17 protein-coding genes are annotated in these 13,530 nt (G+C 73.0%); 7 read left to right on the forward strand and 10 right to left on the reverse strand.

Annotation, left to right across the window (positions count from 1 at the left end):
• Window positions 1-47 precede the first annotated feature (47 nt).
• Together NOD94_RS00150 and NOD94_RS00155 are read left to right on the forward strand one after the other, a co-directional pair.
• A complete protein-coding gene (locus tag NOD94_RS00150; protein ID WP_281203579.1) occupies window positions 48-881 on the forward strand; it encodes a hypothetical protein in 834 nt (277 codons plus the stop codon).
• A 125-nt stretch (window positions 882-1,006) separates the two neighbouring features.
• Entirely contained in the window at window positions 1,007-2,221 is a 1,215-nt protein-coding gene (locus tag NOD94_RS00155; protein ID WP_281203580.1) for a Cmx/CmrA family chloramphenicol efflux MFS transporter, read from the forward strand.
• Window positions 2,222-2,225: 4 nt separating this feature from the next.
• On the opposite strand, the gene NOD94_RS00160 is transcribed toward NOD94_RS00155, so the two are convergent.
• Genes NOD94_RS00160 through NOD94_RS00170 form a run of 3 tightly spaced genes read right to left on the reverse strand, consistent with a single transcriptional unit; the run spans window position 2,226 to window position 3,239 of the window.
• Window positions 2,226-2,552 carry a hypothetical protein gene (locus tag NOD94_RS00160; RefSeq protein ID WP_281203581.1) on the reverse strand — a complete coding sequence of 109 codons (327 nt, stop codon included), beginning with the start codon at window positions 2,550-2,552 and terminating at the stop codon, window positions 2,226-2,228.
• 35 nt (window positions 2,553-2,587) lie between these two features.
• Complete coding sequence (locus NOD94_RS00165) at window positions 2,588-2,854, reverse strand: DUF4031 domain-containing protein (protein ID WP_281203582.1); 267 nt, start codon at window positions 2,852-2,854, stop codon at window positions 2,588-2,590.
• Window positions 2,855-2,861: 7 nt separating this feature from the next.
• Window positions 2,862-3,239, reverse strand: a complete 378-nt coding sequence (locus NOD94_RS00170; RefSeq protein WP_281203583.1) for a hypothetical protein — start codon at window positions 3,237-3,239, stop codon at window positions 2,862-2,864.
• A gap of 217 nt (window positions 3,240-3,456) precedes the next feature.
• Between NOD94_RS00170 and NOD94_RS00175 the strand changes: the two genes are divergently transcribed.
• The 3 genes from NOD94_RS00175 to NOD94_RS00185 are packed head-to-tail and all read left to right on the forward strand — an operon-like array spanning window position 3,457 to window position 6,897.
• Window positions 3,457-4,413, forward strand: coding sequence for a MurR/RpiR family transcriptional regulator (locus NOD94_RS00175; RefSeq protein WP_281203710.1), 957 nt, complete (start codon window positions 3,457-3,459; stop codon window positions 4,411-4,413).
• Window positions 4,410-5,387 carry an N-acetylmuramic acid 6-phosphate etherase gene (gene murQ / locus NOD94_RS00180; RefSeq protein ID WP_281203584.1) on the forward strand — a complete coding sequence of 326 codons (978 nt, stop codon included), beginning with the start codon at window positions 4,410-4,412 and terminating at the stop codon, window positions 5,385-5,387. Before NOD94_RS00175 ends, murQ begins: the two co-directional genes overlap by 4 nt.
• Window positions 5,388-5,421: 34 nt before the next feature.
• Window positions 5,422-6,897: a PTS transporter subunit EIIC gene (locus tag NOD94_RS00185; RefSeq protein WP_281203585.1), complete on the forward strand. Its 1,476-nt coding sequence runs from the start codon at window positions 5,422-5,424 to the stop codon at window positions 6,895-6,897.
• Window positions 6,898-6,947: 50 nt separating this feature from the next.
• On the opposite strand, the gene NOD94_RS00190 is transcribed toward NOD94_RS00185, so the two are convergent.
• The 4 genes from NOD94_RS00190 to NOD94_RS00205 form a co-directional block, all read right to left on the reverse strand.
• Complete coding sequence (locus tag NOD94_RS00190) at window positions 6,948-7,289, reverse strand: hypothetical protein (RefSeq protein WP_281203586.1); 342 nt, start codon at window positions 7,287-7,289, stop codon at window positions 6,948-6,950.
• Between the two features lie 159 nt (window positions 7,290-7,448).
• On the reverse strand, window positions 7,449-7,949 hold the full coding sequence (locus NOD94_RS00195) for a hypothetical protein (protein ID WP_281203587.1): 501 nt from the start codon (window positions 7,947-7,949) through the stop codon (window positions 7,449-7,451).
• 114 nt (window positions 7,950-8,063) lie between these two features.
• On the reverse strand, window positions 8,064-8,582 hold the full coding sequence (locus tag NOD94_RS00200; protein WP_281203588.1) for an amidase: 519 nt from the start codon (window positions 8,580-8,582) through the stop codon (window positions 8,064-8,066).
• Entirely contained in the window at window positions 8,579-8,800 is a 222-nt protein-coding gene (locus NOD94_RS00205; RefSeq protein ID WP_281203589.1) for a hypothetical protein, read from the reverse strand. The genes NOD94_RS00200 and NOD94_RS00205 overlap by 4 nt, the downstream gene beginning before the upstream one ends.
• Before the next feature lie 115 nt (window positions 8,801-8,915).
• On the opposite strand from NOD94_RS00205, the gene NOD94_RS00210 reads away from it, so the two are divergent.
• Window positions 8,916-9,752 carry a helix-turn-helix transcriptional regulator gene (locus tag NOD94_RS00210; protein ID WP_281203590.1) on the forward strand — a complete coding sequence of 279 codons (837 nt, stop codon included), beginning with the start codon at window positions 8,916-8,918 and terminating at the stop codon, window positions 9,750-9,752.
• Window positions 9,736-9,990, forward strand: coding sequence for a DUF397 domain-containing protein (locus tag NOD94_RS00215; RefSeq protein ID WP_281203591.1), 255 nt, complete (start codon window positions 9,736-9,738; stop codon window positions 9,988-9,990). The genes NOD94_RS00210 and NOD94_RS00215 overlap by 17 nt, the downstream gene beginning before the upstream one ends.
• A gap of 14 nt (window positions 9,991-10,004) precedes the next feature.
• Here NOD94_RS00215 and NOD94_RS00220 read toward each other — a convergent pair whose 3' ends face one another.
• The 3 genes from NOD94_RS00220 to NOD94_RS00230 form a co-directional block, all read right to left on the reverse strand.
• A complete protein-coding gene (locus tag NOD94_RS00220) occupies window positions 10,005-11,189 on the reverse strand; it encodes a S8 family peptidase (protein WP_281203592.1) in 1,185 nt (394 codons plus the stop codon).
• Window positions 11,190-11,506: 317 nt separating this feature from the next.
• A complete protein-coding gene (locus tag NOD94_RS00225; RefSeq protein ID WP_281203593.1) occupies window positions 11,507-12,688 on the reverse strand; it encodes a S8 family peptidase in 1,182 nt (393 codons plus the stop codon).
• 235 nt (window positions 12,689-12,923) lie between these two features.
• On the reverse strand, window positions 12,924-13,523 hold the full coding sequence (locus tag NOD94_RS00230; RefSeq protein ID WP_281203594.1) for a type VII secretion system-associated protein: 600 nt from the start codon (window positions 13,521-13,523) through the stop codon (window positions 12,924-12,926).
• Between the last annotated feature and the right edge of the window lie 7 nt (window positions 13,524-13,530).

Here is a 13,530-nt window from a genome sequence, read left to right on the forward strand (position 1 = left end):
CCGCCCGCGCTCCACCAGCACAATCACGCCACCCCCACAATGTGCGCATGGATACGGACCCCGAGCACGCCGACACCACGAGCCGAACCACCGCCTCCGCGGCCCGCGCCACCGACCCCGCGGCCCGCGCCACCGACCCCGCGGCCCGCACCACCGACCCCGCCACCCACGACGCGGACCTCCGCACCCCCGACCCCACCACCCGCGACGCGGACCTCCGCACCCGCTTCCGCGCCACCCTCCTCGCCGCCGGCACGGCCCCCGACGTCGACCCCGAGCCCTACGCCGACCGCCTCCTCACCGCCTGGGCGGAGCCGCAGCGCAGGTACCACACCACCGACCACCTCGCCGACGTCCTCTCCCACCTCGACGCGCTGACGGCGCACGCCGCCGACCCGGCCGCCACCGAGCTCGCCGCCTGGTTCCACGACGCCGTCTACCGGCCCGACCGCTCCGAGAACGAGGAGCGCAGCGCGGTCCTCGCCGAGCGCGCCCTCGCCGAGCTCGGCGTCGACCCGGACCGCACCGCCGAGACCGCCCGGCTGGTCCGGCTGACCGTCACCCACGACCCGGCCCCGGGCGACACCAACGGCGAGGCCCTCTGCGACGCCGACCTCGCCGTCCTGGCCGGCAGTCCGGCCGCCTACGCCGGCTACGCCGCCGCCGTCCGCGCCGAGTACGGCTTCGTCCCCGACGAGGCCTTCCGGACCGGCCGCGCCGCCGTACTGCGCCAGCTGCTGGACCTGCCCCGCCTCTTCCGCACCCCGTACGGCGCCGCCCACTGGGAGGCCCCCGCCCGCCGGAACCTGGCCCGGGAACTGGCCGCGCTCACGACGGCGACGGGGCCCGCCGAACCGACCGACCCGAAGGACCAGACCTGACGCCGCCGAACGACCCGACCTGACATACGGACCGTCACACGGGAATGCGCCCCGCTAAGGGCGGGTTTGTGTATGTCATGCCCGCAGCCTCGTCAGCCCCGTCAGCCTCCTCCGCGCGTCCCCGCATGCCGGTCGCCGTGTACATCCTCGGCCTGTCCGTCTTCGCGCTCGGGACCAGCGAGTTCATGCTCTCGGGGCTCCTGCCACCGATCGCCGCGGACATGGGCGTCACCATCCCGCAGGCCGGCCTGCTCATATCCGCCTTCGCGATCGGCATGGTCGTCGGCGCCCCGCTGCTGGCCGTCGCCACCCTGCGGCTGCCACGCCGCACCACCCTCATCGCGCTGATCATCGTCTTCGGCCTCGGGCAGGTGGCGGGCGCGCTGGCCCCCTCGTACGGGCTGCTCTTCGCCTCCCGCGTGGTGTCGGCGCTCGCCTGCGCCGGGTTCTGGGCCGTCGGCGCGGCCGTCGCCATCGCCATGGTGGACAAGGACCAGCGGGCGCGCGCGATGGCCGTCATGATCGGCGGCCTGTCCATCGCCAACGTCCTCGGCGTCCCCGCCGGCGCCTTCCTCGGGGAGCACCTCGGCTGGCGCTCCGCGTTCTGGTCGGTCGGCGCGGCCTCCGCGGTCGCCCTGGTCGGGATCCTGGCGTTGATCCCGCGGATCCCGCTGCCCGACGAGAAGCCCCGCCTCGGCCGTGAGCTGCGCATCTACCGCGACCGTCAGGTGTGGCTGTCGATCGGCGTGACGGCGCTGGCCGCGGGGGGCATCTTCTGCGCCTTCAGCTACCTGTCGCCGCTGCTCACGGACGTGGCCGGACTGGACTCGAAGTGGGTCCCGTGGATCCTGGGCCTGTTCGGCGTCGGCGCGCTGATCGGCACCACCATCGGCGGGCGGGTCGCCGACGCGCACCTCTTCGGGGTGATGATCTGGGGAGTCACCGCCTCGACGGTCTTCCTGGCGGCACTGGCGCTGCTGGCCTCCACGGCGGCCGCGGCGATCACCCTGTCCTTCCTCCTCGGCGTCTCGGCGTTCTTCACCGCCCCGGCGCTCAACGCCCGCATGTTCAACGTGGCCGGCGTCGCCCCGACCCTGGCCGGCGCCACCACCACGGCCGCGTTCAACCTCGGCAACACCGGCGGACCCTGGCTGGGCGGCACCGTCATCGACGCCGGGCTCGGTTTCGCCGCCACCGCGTGGGCCGGCGCCGCGATGACCGTCACCGCGATCGGCCTCACCTTGATCGCCCTGCGCCTGCACCGCCGGCCGGCCCACGGCACCCTCGTCGTGGCATCCGCCACGATGGCGAACCCGACCACCGCCCCGGAGCGCGTCTAGGGCGTCACGCGCACTCCACCCGCTCGCCCACGGGTGTCCACGCCGAGCGGCCTTGGACGCCGACCGCCCGGACCTGGACGCAGTGCCTGATCTTGTCATTGAGGTGGGGGAGCGAGAAGCTCGTCGCATTGGCGTCAACGAGGAAGCTCTGGTTGAGAGTCGTATTGCGGATCTCGTAACCCGTTTCATTGCTCGCGTTGTCCGACCAGTCCACCCGGACCGCCTTCTCGACGCCCCGGGTCTGCCCGCCCGCGCACCGCTCGACGCGGAAGCTGCCCGTCGGGGAGTCGTGCGTGAGGTTGATCGGCTCGGTGAAGGCGTCCCCGCTCATCGTGACGCCTGATCGAGCCCTCCCCCGCAGCCCCCTCAGAACGGCCGGCCCTTCGGTCGGCGCAGGCCCGCGTCCGTGAGGCGGCGGACCAGTTCCTTGCTGCCGATCTCCACCGCCCCCGCGTCGACCGCGTCGGCGTAGCGGTGCGAGGGGACGTCGTAGTGGTCCCGTTCGAAGGCGCGGGGCGGGCAGCCGATGGACGCCGCGAAGGCGTGCAGTTCCTCGTACGAGACGTCGCTGACCAGGTGCGACCACATGCGGCCGTGTCCGGGCCAGACCGGCGGGTCGATGTAGACCGTCACGGGCGGCTCACCGGCCCGGGTGGAGGACGGGGCCGAGGCCGCCCACCGCCGCCACCCGCACCCCCGCCTCGGAGCACACCCAGTGCGGATCGGGTCCCAGCTCCGGCTCGACGTCCAGCGCGTGCGGATCCCCGTGCCCGCAGACGGGGCACAGCGGCCAGCGTCCGTACTTCTCCAGCAGGGCGTCCTTCACGTCCTGCGCGACGAGTCCGGCGAGGTAGTCGACACCCTCCGGCCACTGCTCCACCCACCACCGGCGGTGCGTGACCGAGTCCTCGACGAGGGAGACGACGTCGGCGTCGGCGACCTCACCTGCGGCGAGATCGGCGAGAACGAGTGCGCGGGCGACGTGCAGCGCCTGTTCCAGGGGGGTCGCGGTGTCCATGGGCTCATTGTGGACCCGAGCGACCCGGGTGGCGAAGGTCCCTTTTCCCGGTGCCCGAAGTCCCTCCCGACACGGGCCCCATGGTGTCTTGACCCGCACCCGCGCCTGAAAATAGATTTCAGACGTGAGCAAGAACGCGAAAGAAACTTTCAGCGACGTCGCGGCGGATCCCGCGGCGGGAACGGGCCCCGGAGCGGGAACGACCCCCGGAGCCGGAATCACCCCCGGAGCCGGCCCGGGCACCGCCCCCGCCCCGACGCCCCCCGTCCCCGCCGCCCTCCGCGCCCGCGTGCGCAGCCTCGGCCCGTCCATGACCCGTTCCATGCAGGCGGTCGCCGAGGCCGTGGCCTCCGATCCCGCCGGCTGCGCCCAGCTCACCGTCTCCGCCCTCGCCGATCACACCGGCACCAGCGAGGCCACCGTCGTCCGCACCGCCCGCCTCCTCGGCTACCCCGGCTACCGCGACCTGCGCCTCGCGCTCGCCGCGCTCGCCGCGCAGCAGGAGTCGGGCGCGGCCCCCGCCGTCACCGTCGACATAGCCGTCGACGACCCCCTCGCGGACGTCGTCGCCAAGCTGGCGCACGAGGAGGCGCAGACCCTCGCCGACACCGCCGCCGGGCTCGACCTGGCGCAGCTGTCCGGCGCCGTCGGCGCCCTCGCGACCGCCCGCCGCATCGACATCTACGGCGTCGGCGCCTCCGCCCTCGTCGGCCAGGACCTGGCGCAGAAGCTGCTGCGCATCGGCCTCATCGCGCACGCCCACAACGACCCGCACCTCGCCGTCACCAACGCCGTCCTGCTGCGCCCCGGGGACGTCGCCGTCGCCGTCACCCACTCGGGCAGCACCGGCGACGTCATCGAACCGCTGCGGCACGCCTTCGCGCACGGCGCGACGACCATCGCCGTCACCGGCCGCCCCGGCAGCCCCGTCGCGCACTACGCCGACTTCGTCCTGGCCACCTCCGCCGCCCGCGAGACGCAGCTGCGGCCGGCCGCCATGTCGAGCCGGACCAGCCAGTTGCTCGTCGTCGACTGCCTGTTCGTCGGCGTCGCGCAGCGGACGTACGAGACCGCCGCGCCGGCCCTGGCCTCCTCCTACGAGGCCCTCGCCCCCCGGCACTCCGCCACCGCCCCCACCAGCAAGCGCACGACCCGCCAGGAGCCCCGCCCATGACCGCGTACGCCGCCCTCCGCGCCCAGCTCGACACGCTCACCACCGAGGCGTTCCGCCCCGAACTGGCCGAGATCGACCGGCTGTCCACCCTGGAGATCACCCGCATCATGAACGCCGAGGACGCCACCGTCCCGGCCGCCGTCGCGGGGCAGTTGGAGGTGATCGCCGCCGCCGTCGACGGGATCGCCGCTCGCATGGCCCGCGGCGGCCGGCTCGTCTACGCGGGCGCCGGCACCGCCGGCCGGATGGGCGTCCTGGACGCCAGCGAGTGCCCGCCCACCTTCAACACCGACCCGGCGCGGGTCGTCGGCCTCATCGCGGGCGGCCCCTCCGCCATGGTCAAGGCCGTCGAGGGCGCCGAGGACTCCGCGGAACTGGCCGCCGAGGACCTGACCGCGCTGGGGATCGGCCCCGACGACACCGTCATCGGGATCTCCGCCTCCGGCCGCACCCCGTACGCGATCGGCGCCGTCGAGTCCGCCCGCGCCCGCGGCGCGCTCACCGTCGGGCTGTCCTGCAACGCCGGTTCCGCGCTCGCCGCCGCCGCCGAGCACGGCATCGAGGTCGTCGTCGGGCCCGAGCTGCTGACCGGCTCGACCCGGCTGAAGGCGGGCACCGCGCAGAAGCTCGTACTGAACCTCATCTCGACGGTGACGATGATCCGGCTCGGCAAGACCTACGGGAACCTCATGGTCGACGTCCGCGCCTCCAACGAGAAGCTGCGCGCCCGCTCCCGCCGCATCGTGGCCCTGGCCACCGGCGCCCCCGACGAGGAGATCGAGGCCGCACTCGCCGCCACCGACGGCGAGGTGAAGAACGCCATCCTCGTCATCCTGGGCGGCGTCGACGGCCCGGCCGCCGCCCGCCTGCTCACCGCCTCCGACGGCCACCTCCGCGCCGCCCTCGCCGAGGCACCGACCGAGGCACCGGCCGAAGCAGCGACCGAAGCCTCCGCCGCCACCGGTTCCCGCTGACCCGCCCGCACCCCCTACGCAAGGCGACACCACCATGTCCACTGACAAGAACCGCGCCACAGCCGCCGCGATCCTTCCTCTGGTCGGCGGTCCGGACAACATCACCTCCATCGCACACTGCATGACCCGTCTGCGCATCGGCCTGCGCGACCGGACCCTCGTGCAGGAGGAGGCCCTCAAGGCGGTCCCCGCGGTCATGGGCGTCGTCGAGGACGACACGTACCAGATCGTCCTCGGCCCGGGCACCGTCGCCCGCGTCACGCCCGAGTTCGAGGCCCTCGTCGAGGAGGGTCGCTCGGCGGCGCCGAAGGCCGTCACCGCCGAGGAACTCGCGGCGGAGGGCGCGGCCCTCAAGGACGCCCGGAAGGCGAGGAACTCCACCCCCTTCAAGCTGTTCCTGCGGCGCATCGCGAACATCTTCGTCCCGCTGATCCCGGCCCTCATCGGCTGCGGCATCATCGCGGGCCTGAACGGCATGCTCACCAACCTGGGTTGGCTGCCCGCGCTCGTCCCGGCGCTCGCCGCGATGGCCTCCGGGTTCATGTCCCTGATCGCCGTCTTCGTCGGCTACAACACCGCGAAGGAGTTCGGCGGCACCGCGATCCTCGGCGGCGCGGTCGCCGCGATCATCGTCTTCCCCGGAGTCGCGAAGATCGACGCGTTCGGCCAGCAGCTGTCCCCCGGGCAGGGCGGCGTCCTCGGCGCGCTCGCCGCGGCCCTGCTCGCCGTCCAGGTGGAGAAGTGGTGCCGCAAGTGGGTCCCGGAGGCCCTGGACGTCCTCGTCACCCCCACCCTGACGGTGCTGGTCTCCGGCCTCGTCACCCTCTTCGGCCTGATGTTCCTCGCCGGTGAGGTCTCCACCGCCATCGGCACCTTCGCCAACTGGCTCCTCACCACCGGCGGCGCCTTCGCCGGACTCGTCCTCGGCGGACTGTTCCTCCCGCTGGTCATGCTGGGCCTCCACCAGGCCCTCATCCCGATCCACACCACCTTGATCGAACAGTCGGGATACACGGTCCTGCTGCCCATCCTCGCCATGGCCGGCGCGGGCCAGGTCGGCGCGGCCGTCGCCGTCTACCTCCGGCTCCCCCGCAACGGTTCGCTGCGCGCCACCATCAAGTCCGCGCTGCCCGCCGGGTTCCTGGGCGTCGGCGAACCGCTCATCTACGGCGTCTCCCTGCCGCTGGGCCGCCCCTTCATCACGGCCTGCGCGGGCGGCGCGGCCGGCGGGGCGTTCGTCGGCCTCTTCAGCCAGCTCGGCGTCGGCGTCGGTTCCACCGCGATCGGCCCGTCGGGCTGGGCCCTGTTCCCGCTCCTCGACGGCAAGGCGGGCATGGGTGCCACCATCGCCGTCTACGCGGGCGGCCTGGCCGTCGGCTACCTGGCCGGCTTCCTCGCCACGTACTTCTTCGGCTTCACGAAGCAGATGCTGACCGAACTCAACACCGACCCGGACCCGGCCGCCCCGACCGCCGCGACCGACCCGGAGAAGGAACCCGCCCTGGCCTGAGGCCCCGTGGCGGAACGGGGTTCTGCCGCCGGCGCGGGGATCGGAAGCGCTCAGAAGTGTTGGACGAGCCGGCTCACGAAGACCAGGCACGCGCCCAGCAACAGAAGGATGACGGCGAGGGCGGCCCACCTGCGCCGCCCCCGCCGCAGGCTGCCGACCGCGGACGCGATCCCGAACCCGGAGGCCACCACCCCGAGGGCGCCGATCGCCGCCGCCGTCCAGTACGCCCACGCGTGCTCCCCCAGGAACCGCAGCAGGAGCAGCGCGGGGAACAGCAGCAGCGTCCCCGGCATGGTGTCGTCGTAGGAGACCTCCCGCTTCGGAGCGGCCTCCTCGCCGACACCTGCCTCCGCGTCGGTCACCGCATCCGTCGCCGCGTCCCGCTCCGGCATTTCCGCCACCTCTCCCCCGTACCGTTCGGTGGGCCGGTCGGCCCGTCCTCGCACCATCCTCCGCGACGACGGGACGCATCCGGGCTCCGGGACCGGTCCCCCTGCGGAACGTGGCCGGAACGTGGCCGGAACGGTACGCCGGGCCCCGGACGGCAGCGGTCAGAAGGTGGGGCAGATGTTCTTGTGGGCCACGTCGAGGATCCTGGCGGCCTTCGCCGCGCCGTGGCCCTCGGGGTGGGTGGGGCTGGTCCAGCGCTGCTCGGTCTGCTCGATCTGCTTGGCCCGGTCCCCGGGGTGGTTCTTGATCGCGGAGCAGGTGTTGACGCCCCGGCCGATGGCCTTGTCCTCCTTGCCGTGGACGATGTCCCGGTCGATGGCGTCGAGACCGCCGATGAAGGCCTGCCGGGCGGCGCCTTCGGGCGCGGCGGGCAGGCCGGCGGCCGCGCGGGCGGCAGCGGGGTCGGCGGACGGGGCGGAAGGCTTCGCGGCGGGTGCCTTGGCGGCGGGTGACTGCGGGGCGGACGGCTGCGTGGCCGACGGCTTCGCGGCGACCGGTAACGACGCCGGCTTCGACTCGACGGGGGCCACCTCGGCACATCCGGTGAGCACGAGGAGCCCCGCGGCGGCGGCCAGGGTCAGGACGGTGTGGTGGGTGCGCATCGGACCATCGTGGCGGCGCCGAGTGTCCCATGCGCCCTCTGTGACGGGTCCGTTACGCGCGAAGGCCCCGCGCGGGGCGGGGCTCTCGTGTCCGGGCCCACCGAAGGCGGCTGGTCAGACTCCGGCCGCCTCCCGCAGGAACCCGGTCAGATCGTCCACGCCGTACCCGAGCTTCGGGCCGCGTTCGGCCGCCATGAGCAGCAGCTGACCCACGATCTCCGCGCCCCAGCCGTCCGTACCGTCCTCGGACCACTCCCACAGCTTGTCGATGCCGAGCCCGGTCATCAGCAGCCCGTGCCCGGTACGGATCTCCGCGCACAGCTCGGCGACCGAGTCCAGCAGCCTCCCGCCCGGCCGCTCGCACCGCAGCCCCAGGCAGCCGCCGAGGTCCTCGGCGACGCACCCATGCGGCGGGCTCGTACGGAGCCCCTCGTAGCGGGGGTCGTCGAACCCCGGGTAGCCCTCCACCGGGCAGTGGACGAGCATGAACCGCTGCCACCCCGGCGGCGGGGGCGGCTTCGGGCTCCCCGCCGTCGGCCCGTGCGCCCCGCGCGGCGCGAGGGCCGTCTCCAACCCGCGCAGCCGCCAGCCCAGTTCGAAGGCGAACTCGGCGGCGTCGACCGTCCCGCTCACGCGTCACCCGCCCGCTCGTGGAGCACGGCGGCCAGTCGCAGCGCGGTGTCCAGGTTGCAGCGTCCGAGATCGACCAGCGGCAGGCCGTACGAACCGGCGGCGGAGACCCGTTCCACGTCGAGCGAGGGGAACAGCACCCCCACTCCGGCAAGGGAGTCCTTCAACTGCCGGACGGCCTCCTCGGCCGCCTCCATGCGCTCCTGTGGGGTGAGCACCATGACATGTCACCTTTCTACTCTGAGTATTCAACTTCGATACTCAGCGTGGCGACGCCGTGGCTAGCCTTTCAAGTGCGGACCCTCAACACCCCCGCATGTTGATCCGGGAGTTGCCATGCCAGGAAAGAGCCTCGATCCCTCCTCGTCACCCCGCGCCCTGCTCGGCGCCGAACTCCGCGTGGCGCGCGAACGCGCGGGCTTGAGTCAGGCCGAACTGGCCGAACGGCTCTTCGTCAGCGGCTCGTTCATCGGCCAACTCGAATCCGGCACGCGCCGCATGCACCTCGACTTCGCCCAGCAGATCGACGAGATCCTCGACACCGGCGGGTTCTTCGTCCGCAACTGCGGGGCGTTGGCCAAGTCCAAGTACCCGAATCACTTCGCGGAGGCCGCGGAGGCCGAGGCGGAAGCCAGGTCGATCCGGGAGTACGCCCCCCTGGCACTCCCCGGAATCCTCCAGACGGAGGCCTACGCTCGTGAAGTCTTCGTCGCCTACCAACCAACGGCCACAGAGGAAGTCATCGCGGAGCTGGTCAAGAACCGCCTGGATCGTGCCGCCATCCTGAGCAACCCAACAACCCCTCTGTTCTGGTGTGTACTTGACGAAGCCGTACTACGGCGCGCCGTCGGTAGCCACGCAGTGATGTCAGAGGCTCTGCGTCATATCGCAGCCTTGATCCGTGTACGCCGAATCTTCGTGCAGGTCTTGCCGTTCAGCGCTGGGGCGCATTCCTCCATGGGCGGCACATTGAAGCTGATGGACTTCGAGGAGGCTCCCCCACTCGCATACATTCAGGGCAACGCCATCGGCGTACTCCTCGACGACCCGGCCACCGTGGCCCGTCACTCGCTGACCTACGATCTGCTCACGGCCAGCGCGCTGTCACCCAGCCAATCCCTGGCTCTGATCGAGTCCGTGGCGGAGGATTACGAACATGACCAGCACGCCTGAGTACGACCTTTCAGCAGCCACTTGGCACAAGTCCAGCTACAGCGACGGCACTGGCGGCGACTGCCTGGAAATGGCCACCTGGCGCAAGTCCACCCGCAGCGGCGGCGACGGCGGCGAGTGCCTCGAAGTTGCCGACGGCCACCCCCACCTCGTCCCTGTCCGGGACTCCAAGCAGCCCGAAGGCCCGCACGTGGTGTTCCACGCACGGGCCTGGGCGACCTTCGTCGCGGCGCTCTGAGTTACTACCGCTGCTCAGAGACCGTCGGTGAACAGCAGCTTGTTCGGGCTGTTGTCGCTGAGGTTCTGGACGATGTCCTTCGTGGACACCTCGTCCAGGAAGTCCGTCACCTCCGCCGGCAGCGCGTTCGGGTGCTCCGACTTGTAGAGCGCGGCAACACCGGTGACGTGCGGCGCGGCCATGGACGTACCGTTCATGGACACGCTGCCGCCGCCCAGCCGCGCGGAGATGATGTCCTTGCCCGGGGCGTAGATGTCGAGGCACTCGCCCCAGTTCGAGAAGTCGGTCTCCTGGTCGAAGCGATCGGTCGCGCCGACCGTCACGACGCGCGCGGCGGAGGCCGGCGAGACCTGGCAGGCGTCACGGTTGTCGTTGCCCGCCGCGATGACGGGCAGTACGCCCCGGTCGGACACGGCGGTCGCGGCGTTGTTGACCGCGTCGAGCCGGCCGCCGCCGAGGGAGGCGTTCAGGACGGCCGGCTGCTGCGCGTTCCGGGCCACCCACTCGAAGCCCGCGATGATCCCCGACCACGCACCCCGGTTGTCGCACCCGAGGACACGCACGCTGACCAGGTTCACCTTGCGCGCCACACCGAAGGTCGTACCGCCGACCGTGCCCGCGACGTGCGTGCCGTGGCCGTTGCAGTCCTGGCCGTTGCGGCCGTCACCGATCGCGTCGAAGCCGGCGCGCGCTCGGCCGCCGAAGTCGGGGTGCCGGTAGTCGATGCCGCTGTCCAGGATGTACGCGGTCACGCCCTGGCCGCTGCGGTTCGCGCTGAAGTTGTTGTCGAGCGGCAGGAACCGCTGGTCGATGCGGTCCAGGCCCCAGGAGTTCGAGGGCGACTTCGTCTGCGCCCCCTTCGCCGGGGCCGGCGGACCGGACACGCTCGCGTCCTCCGCCACGGACTGCACGCCGTACGCGCCACGGACGGCCTTCAGCTGCTTCGCGTCCAGGGACGCGGCGAAGCCGTTGATCGTCCTGGTGTAGGAGAACTTCGTCTTCAGCCCGAGGCTCTTCGCGAACTCCGCCGGGTCGAACTTCTTGTCGAGGGTGACGATGTAGCTGCCCGGGATGGCGTTCGCGGAGCTGATCAGCGGCGCCGGGGTCGGCTCCGGCGTGTCGGCGGAAGCCGTACCGGCCGCCACGGAGGTCAGCGCGAGGACGGCGGCGGTGGTCAGGCGCGCGGCAAGCAGACGCATGAAGGGAACTCCCTGAAGTGCGTGTGGATCGGCGGAGTGAGCCGCGTCCGTCCCCGACGAATGCCTCCCGGTGCGCGGCCCCTTCCTTCATCGGATACGGCCCGCGAAACCCTTGAGCCGAGAGCCTCTACCTGGCGGATCGCCGGATACCGCCGAGCGGGGCCGCCGGACGGACTGCGGAAAGGATCTTTCCGGCCTGCCGACCGGGGCCGCACCCCGTCAGCACGGCTCCTTGAAGTTCACGCGTACGGGCGACCCGCACGGGCACCTGTACGGGCGATTCGTACGGGTGACCGTCACGCCTCCGCGCCGGCCCGTCAGAGTCCGCCGGTGAACAGCAGGCGGTTCGGGCTGCCGTCGCCGAGGCCGGTCAGGACGTCCTTCGTGGACGCGGCGACGAGGAACTCCGCGACCTCCGCCGGCAGTGCCCCGGGGTGCTCGGCCAGGTAGAGCGCGGCGACGCCGGTGACGTGCGGTGCGGCCATCGACGTACCGTCGTGGGCCACGCCGCCCCCGCCCAACCGGGCCGAGACGATGTCCGTGCCGGGCGCGTGGAGGGTCACGCACGGGCCGAAGTCGGAGAAGGCGGCCTGCTCGTCCCGCCCGTCCGCCGCGGCGACCGTCACCACCTTCGCCGCGGAGGCGGGCGAGAACCGGCAGGCGTCCCGGGCGGCGTTGCCCGCGGCGACGACCGGCAGCACTCCCGCGTCGGCCAGCGCGGTCGCCGCGTTGTTGACGGTTTCCGACCGGTCCCCGGCCAGGGAGGCGTTGAGCACGGCCGGCCGGACGGCGTTGCGGGCCACCCAGTCCAGCCCGGCGACGATCCCCGAGTACGTGCCCGTGCCGTCGCACCGCAGGACCCGCACGCTCACCAGGCCCGCCTCCCTGGCCACCCCGTACGTCCGGCCCGCGACCGTGCCCGCGACGTGCGTGCCGTGGCCCTGGCAGTCCTGACCGTCCAGGCCGTCGTCGACGGCGTCGAAGCCGGCCGCGGCCCGGCCGCCGAACTCCTCGTGGCCCCGCTCGATGCCGGTGTCGAGGACGTACACGGTCACCCCGGCGCCGGTGCCGCGGACGGTGAACCCGTCGTCCAGCGGCAACTTCTCCTGGTCGATCCGGTCCAGCCCCCACGAAGCGGCCGGTGCCCGCGATCCGGCGCCCGAGGAAGGCTGCGGCACGGACCGCACCTCGGCGTCCTCCTCGACCGACCTCACGCCCGGACTGTCGCGGACGGCCGCCAGCTGGATCGGCGTCAGCGCGGCCGCGAAGCCGTTCAGCGCCGAGGTGTAGAGGAACGACGGCTCCAGCCCCAGGCCCCGGGCGGCCCCCGCAGCGTCCACCCCCGCCTCCAGGGTCACGATGTACCGGCCGGGCACCGCGTCGGCGGCGGTGAACAGCGGCGCCGGGGTCGGCTCCGGGGCCGCGGCGGAAGCCGTACCGGCCACGACGGGGGTCACGGCGAGGAGCGCGGCGGTGGCCACGCGTGCGAACAGGCGCATGGGGGAACTCCCTCACGGGGTCGGACGTCGGCACGGACGAGCCGCCCAGGCCACGACGGACACGTCCGTGCGGGGGCGGATCTCCCTCCCATCCGTGCCCCCGAGCGGCCGCCCGGCCCGCCCCGCCCACGGCCGCCGCACGAAGACCACCCGTACGGCCGCGCCGCGCCGGCGGCGGGAAGCCGGGCCGGCGGCGGGAAGCCGGGCCGGCGGCGCGCCCCCGCCGACAACGCGCCTACCGGGACCCGTCCAGCAGGTCGGCGACGGGCAGCCGCACGGACACCGACCGCCCGGGGTTGAGCCGCACCGCGACGTCCGCCGGCAGCTGCTCCAGCAGCTCCCGGAACGCGCGGCGGACGAGGGTCGGGGACGACGCCGGCGCGTGCCCGGCGCTGGTGAAGACCGGTACGAAGGTGCCCAGCTCATCCGTGTAGGACACGATCCCCGGCCGCCCGTCACCGGGGAGGAGGTACACGACGGCCTCCAGCAGGGCGTCCCGCACCGCCCCGTCCGAGCCGTACCCGGTGGCGGCGAGCTGCGTCGCCGCCTCCACCGGATCACGCGGCTCGGGCAGACCCCGACTCAACGGGGAAGGCCGGTAACGGGAGTTGTGCTGGAACTCACCGGTCAGCTCCCCCCGCTCGTCGACCTTCCAGGCCCCGACGATCCCGTACGGCGGGACCTCGCCCGCGGGATCGAAGTAGCGATCGATCCCGTACACCCAACCCCCGGGCCGCGCCGCGGCCTCGGCCCGCAACGCGTCGGTGACGGGCGGAACGGGCGGGGCCGGGGGTACGGGCGGGGCCGGGGGTACGGGCGGGACGGTTCCGGTCATGTGCTCG

The organism is Streptomyces sp. Isolate_45 (assembly GCF_024721315.2).
GTDB lineage: Bacteria > Actinomycetota > Actinomycetes > Streptomycetales > Streptomycetaceae > Streptomyces.

What these genes read in the sequence shown, in the direction of transcription:
- NOD94_RS00225 (WP_281203593.1), bottom strand. Translation starts at nt 12,688, where the DNA reads ATGCGCCTGTTCGCACGCGTGGCCACCGCCGCGCTCCTCGCCGTGACC.
- murQ (WP_281203584.1), top strand. Translation starts at nt 4,410, where the DNA reads ATGACCGCGTACGCCGCCCTCCGCGCCCAGCTCGACACGCTCACCACC.
- NOD94_RS00170 (WP_281203583.1), bottom strand. Translation starts at nt 3,239, where the DNA reads ATGGACACCGCGACCCCCCTGGAACAGGCGCTGCACGTCGCCCGCGCA.
- NOD94_RS00220 (WP_281203592.1), bottom strand. Translation starts at nt 11,189, where the DNA reads ATGCGTCTGCTTGCCGCGCGCCTGACCACCGCCGCCGTCCTCGCGCTG.
- NOD94_RS00195 (WP_281203587.1), bottom strand. Translation starts at nt 7,949, where the DNA reads ATGCGCACCCACCACACCGTCCTGACCCTGGCCGCCGCCGCGGGGCTC.
- NOD94_RS00205 (WP_281203589.1), bottom strand. Translation starts at nt 8,800, where the DNA reads ATGGTGCTCACCCCACAGGAGCGCATGGAGGCGGCCGAGGAGGCCGTC.
- NOD94_RS00190 (WP_281203586.1), bottom strand. Translation starts at nt 7,289, where the DNA reads ATGCCGGAGCGGGACGCGGCGACGGATGCGGTGACCGACGCGGAGGCA.
- NOD94_RS00185 (WP_281203585.1), top strand. Translation starts at nt 5,422, where the DNA reads ATGTCCACTGACAAGAACCGCGCCACAGCCGCCGCGATCCTTCCTCTG.
- NOD94_RS00210 (WP_281203590.1), top strand. Translation starts at nt 8,916, where the DNA reads ATGCCAGGAAAGAGCCTCGATCCCTCCTCGTCACCCCGCGCCCTGCTC.
- NOD94_RS00150 (WP_281203579.1), top strand. Translation starts at nt 48, where the DNA reads ATGGATACGGACCCCGAGCACGCCGACACCACGAGCCGAACCACCGCC.
- NOD94_RS00160 (WP_281203581.1), bottom strand. Translation starts at nt 2,552, where the DNA reads ATGAGCGGGGACGCCTTCACCGAGCCGATCAACCTCACGCACGACTCC.
- NOD94_RS00215 (WP_281203591.1), top strand. Translation starts at nt 9,736, where the DNA reads ATGACCAGCACGCCTGAGTACGACCTTTCAGCAGCCACTTGGCACAAG.
- NOD94_RS00155 (WP_281203580.1), top strand. Translation starts at nt 1,007, where the DNA reads ATGCCGGTCGCCGTGTACATCCTCGGCCTGTCCGTCTTCGCGCTCGGG.
- NOD94_RS00230 (WP_281203594.1), bottom strand. Translation starts at nt 13,523, where the DNA reads ATGACCGGAACCGTCCCGCCCGTACCCCCGGCCCCGCCCGTACCCCCG.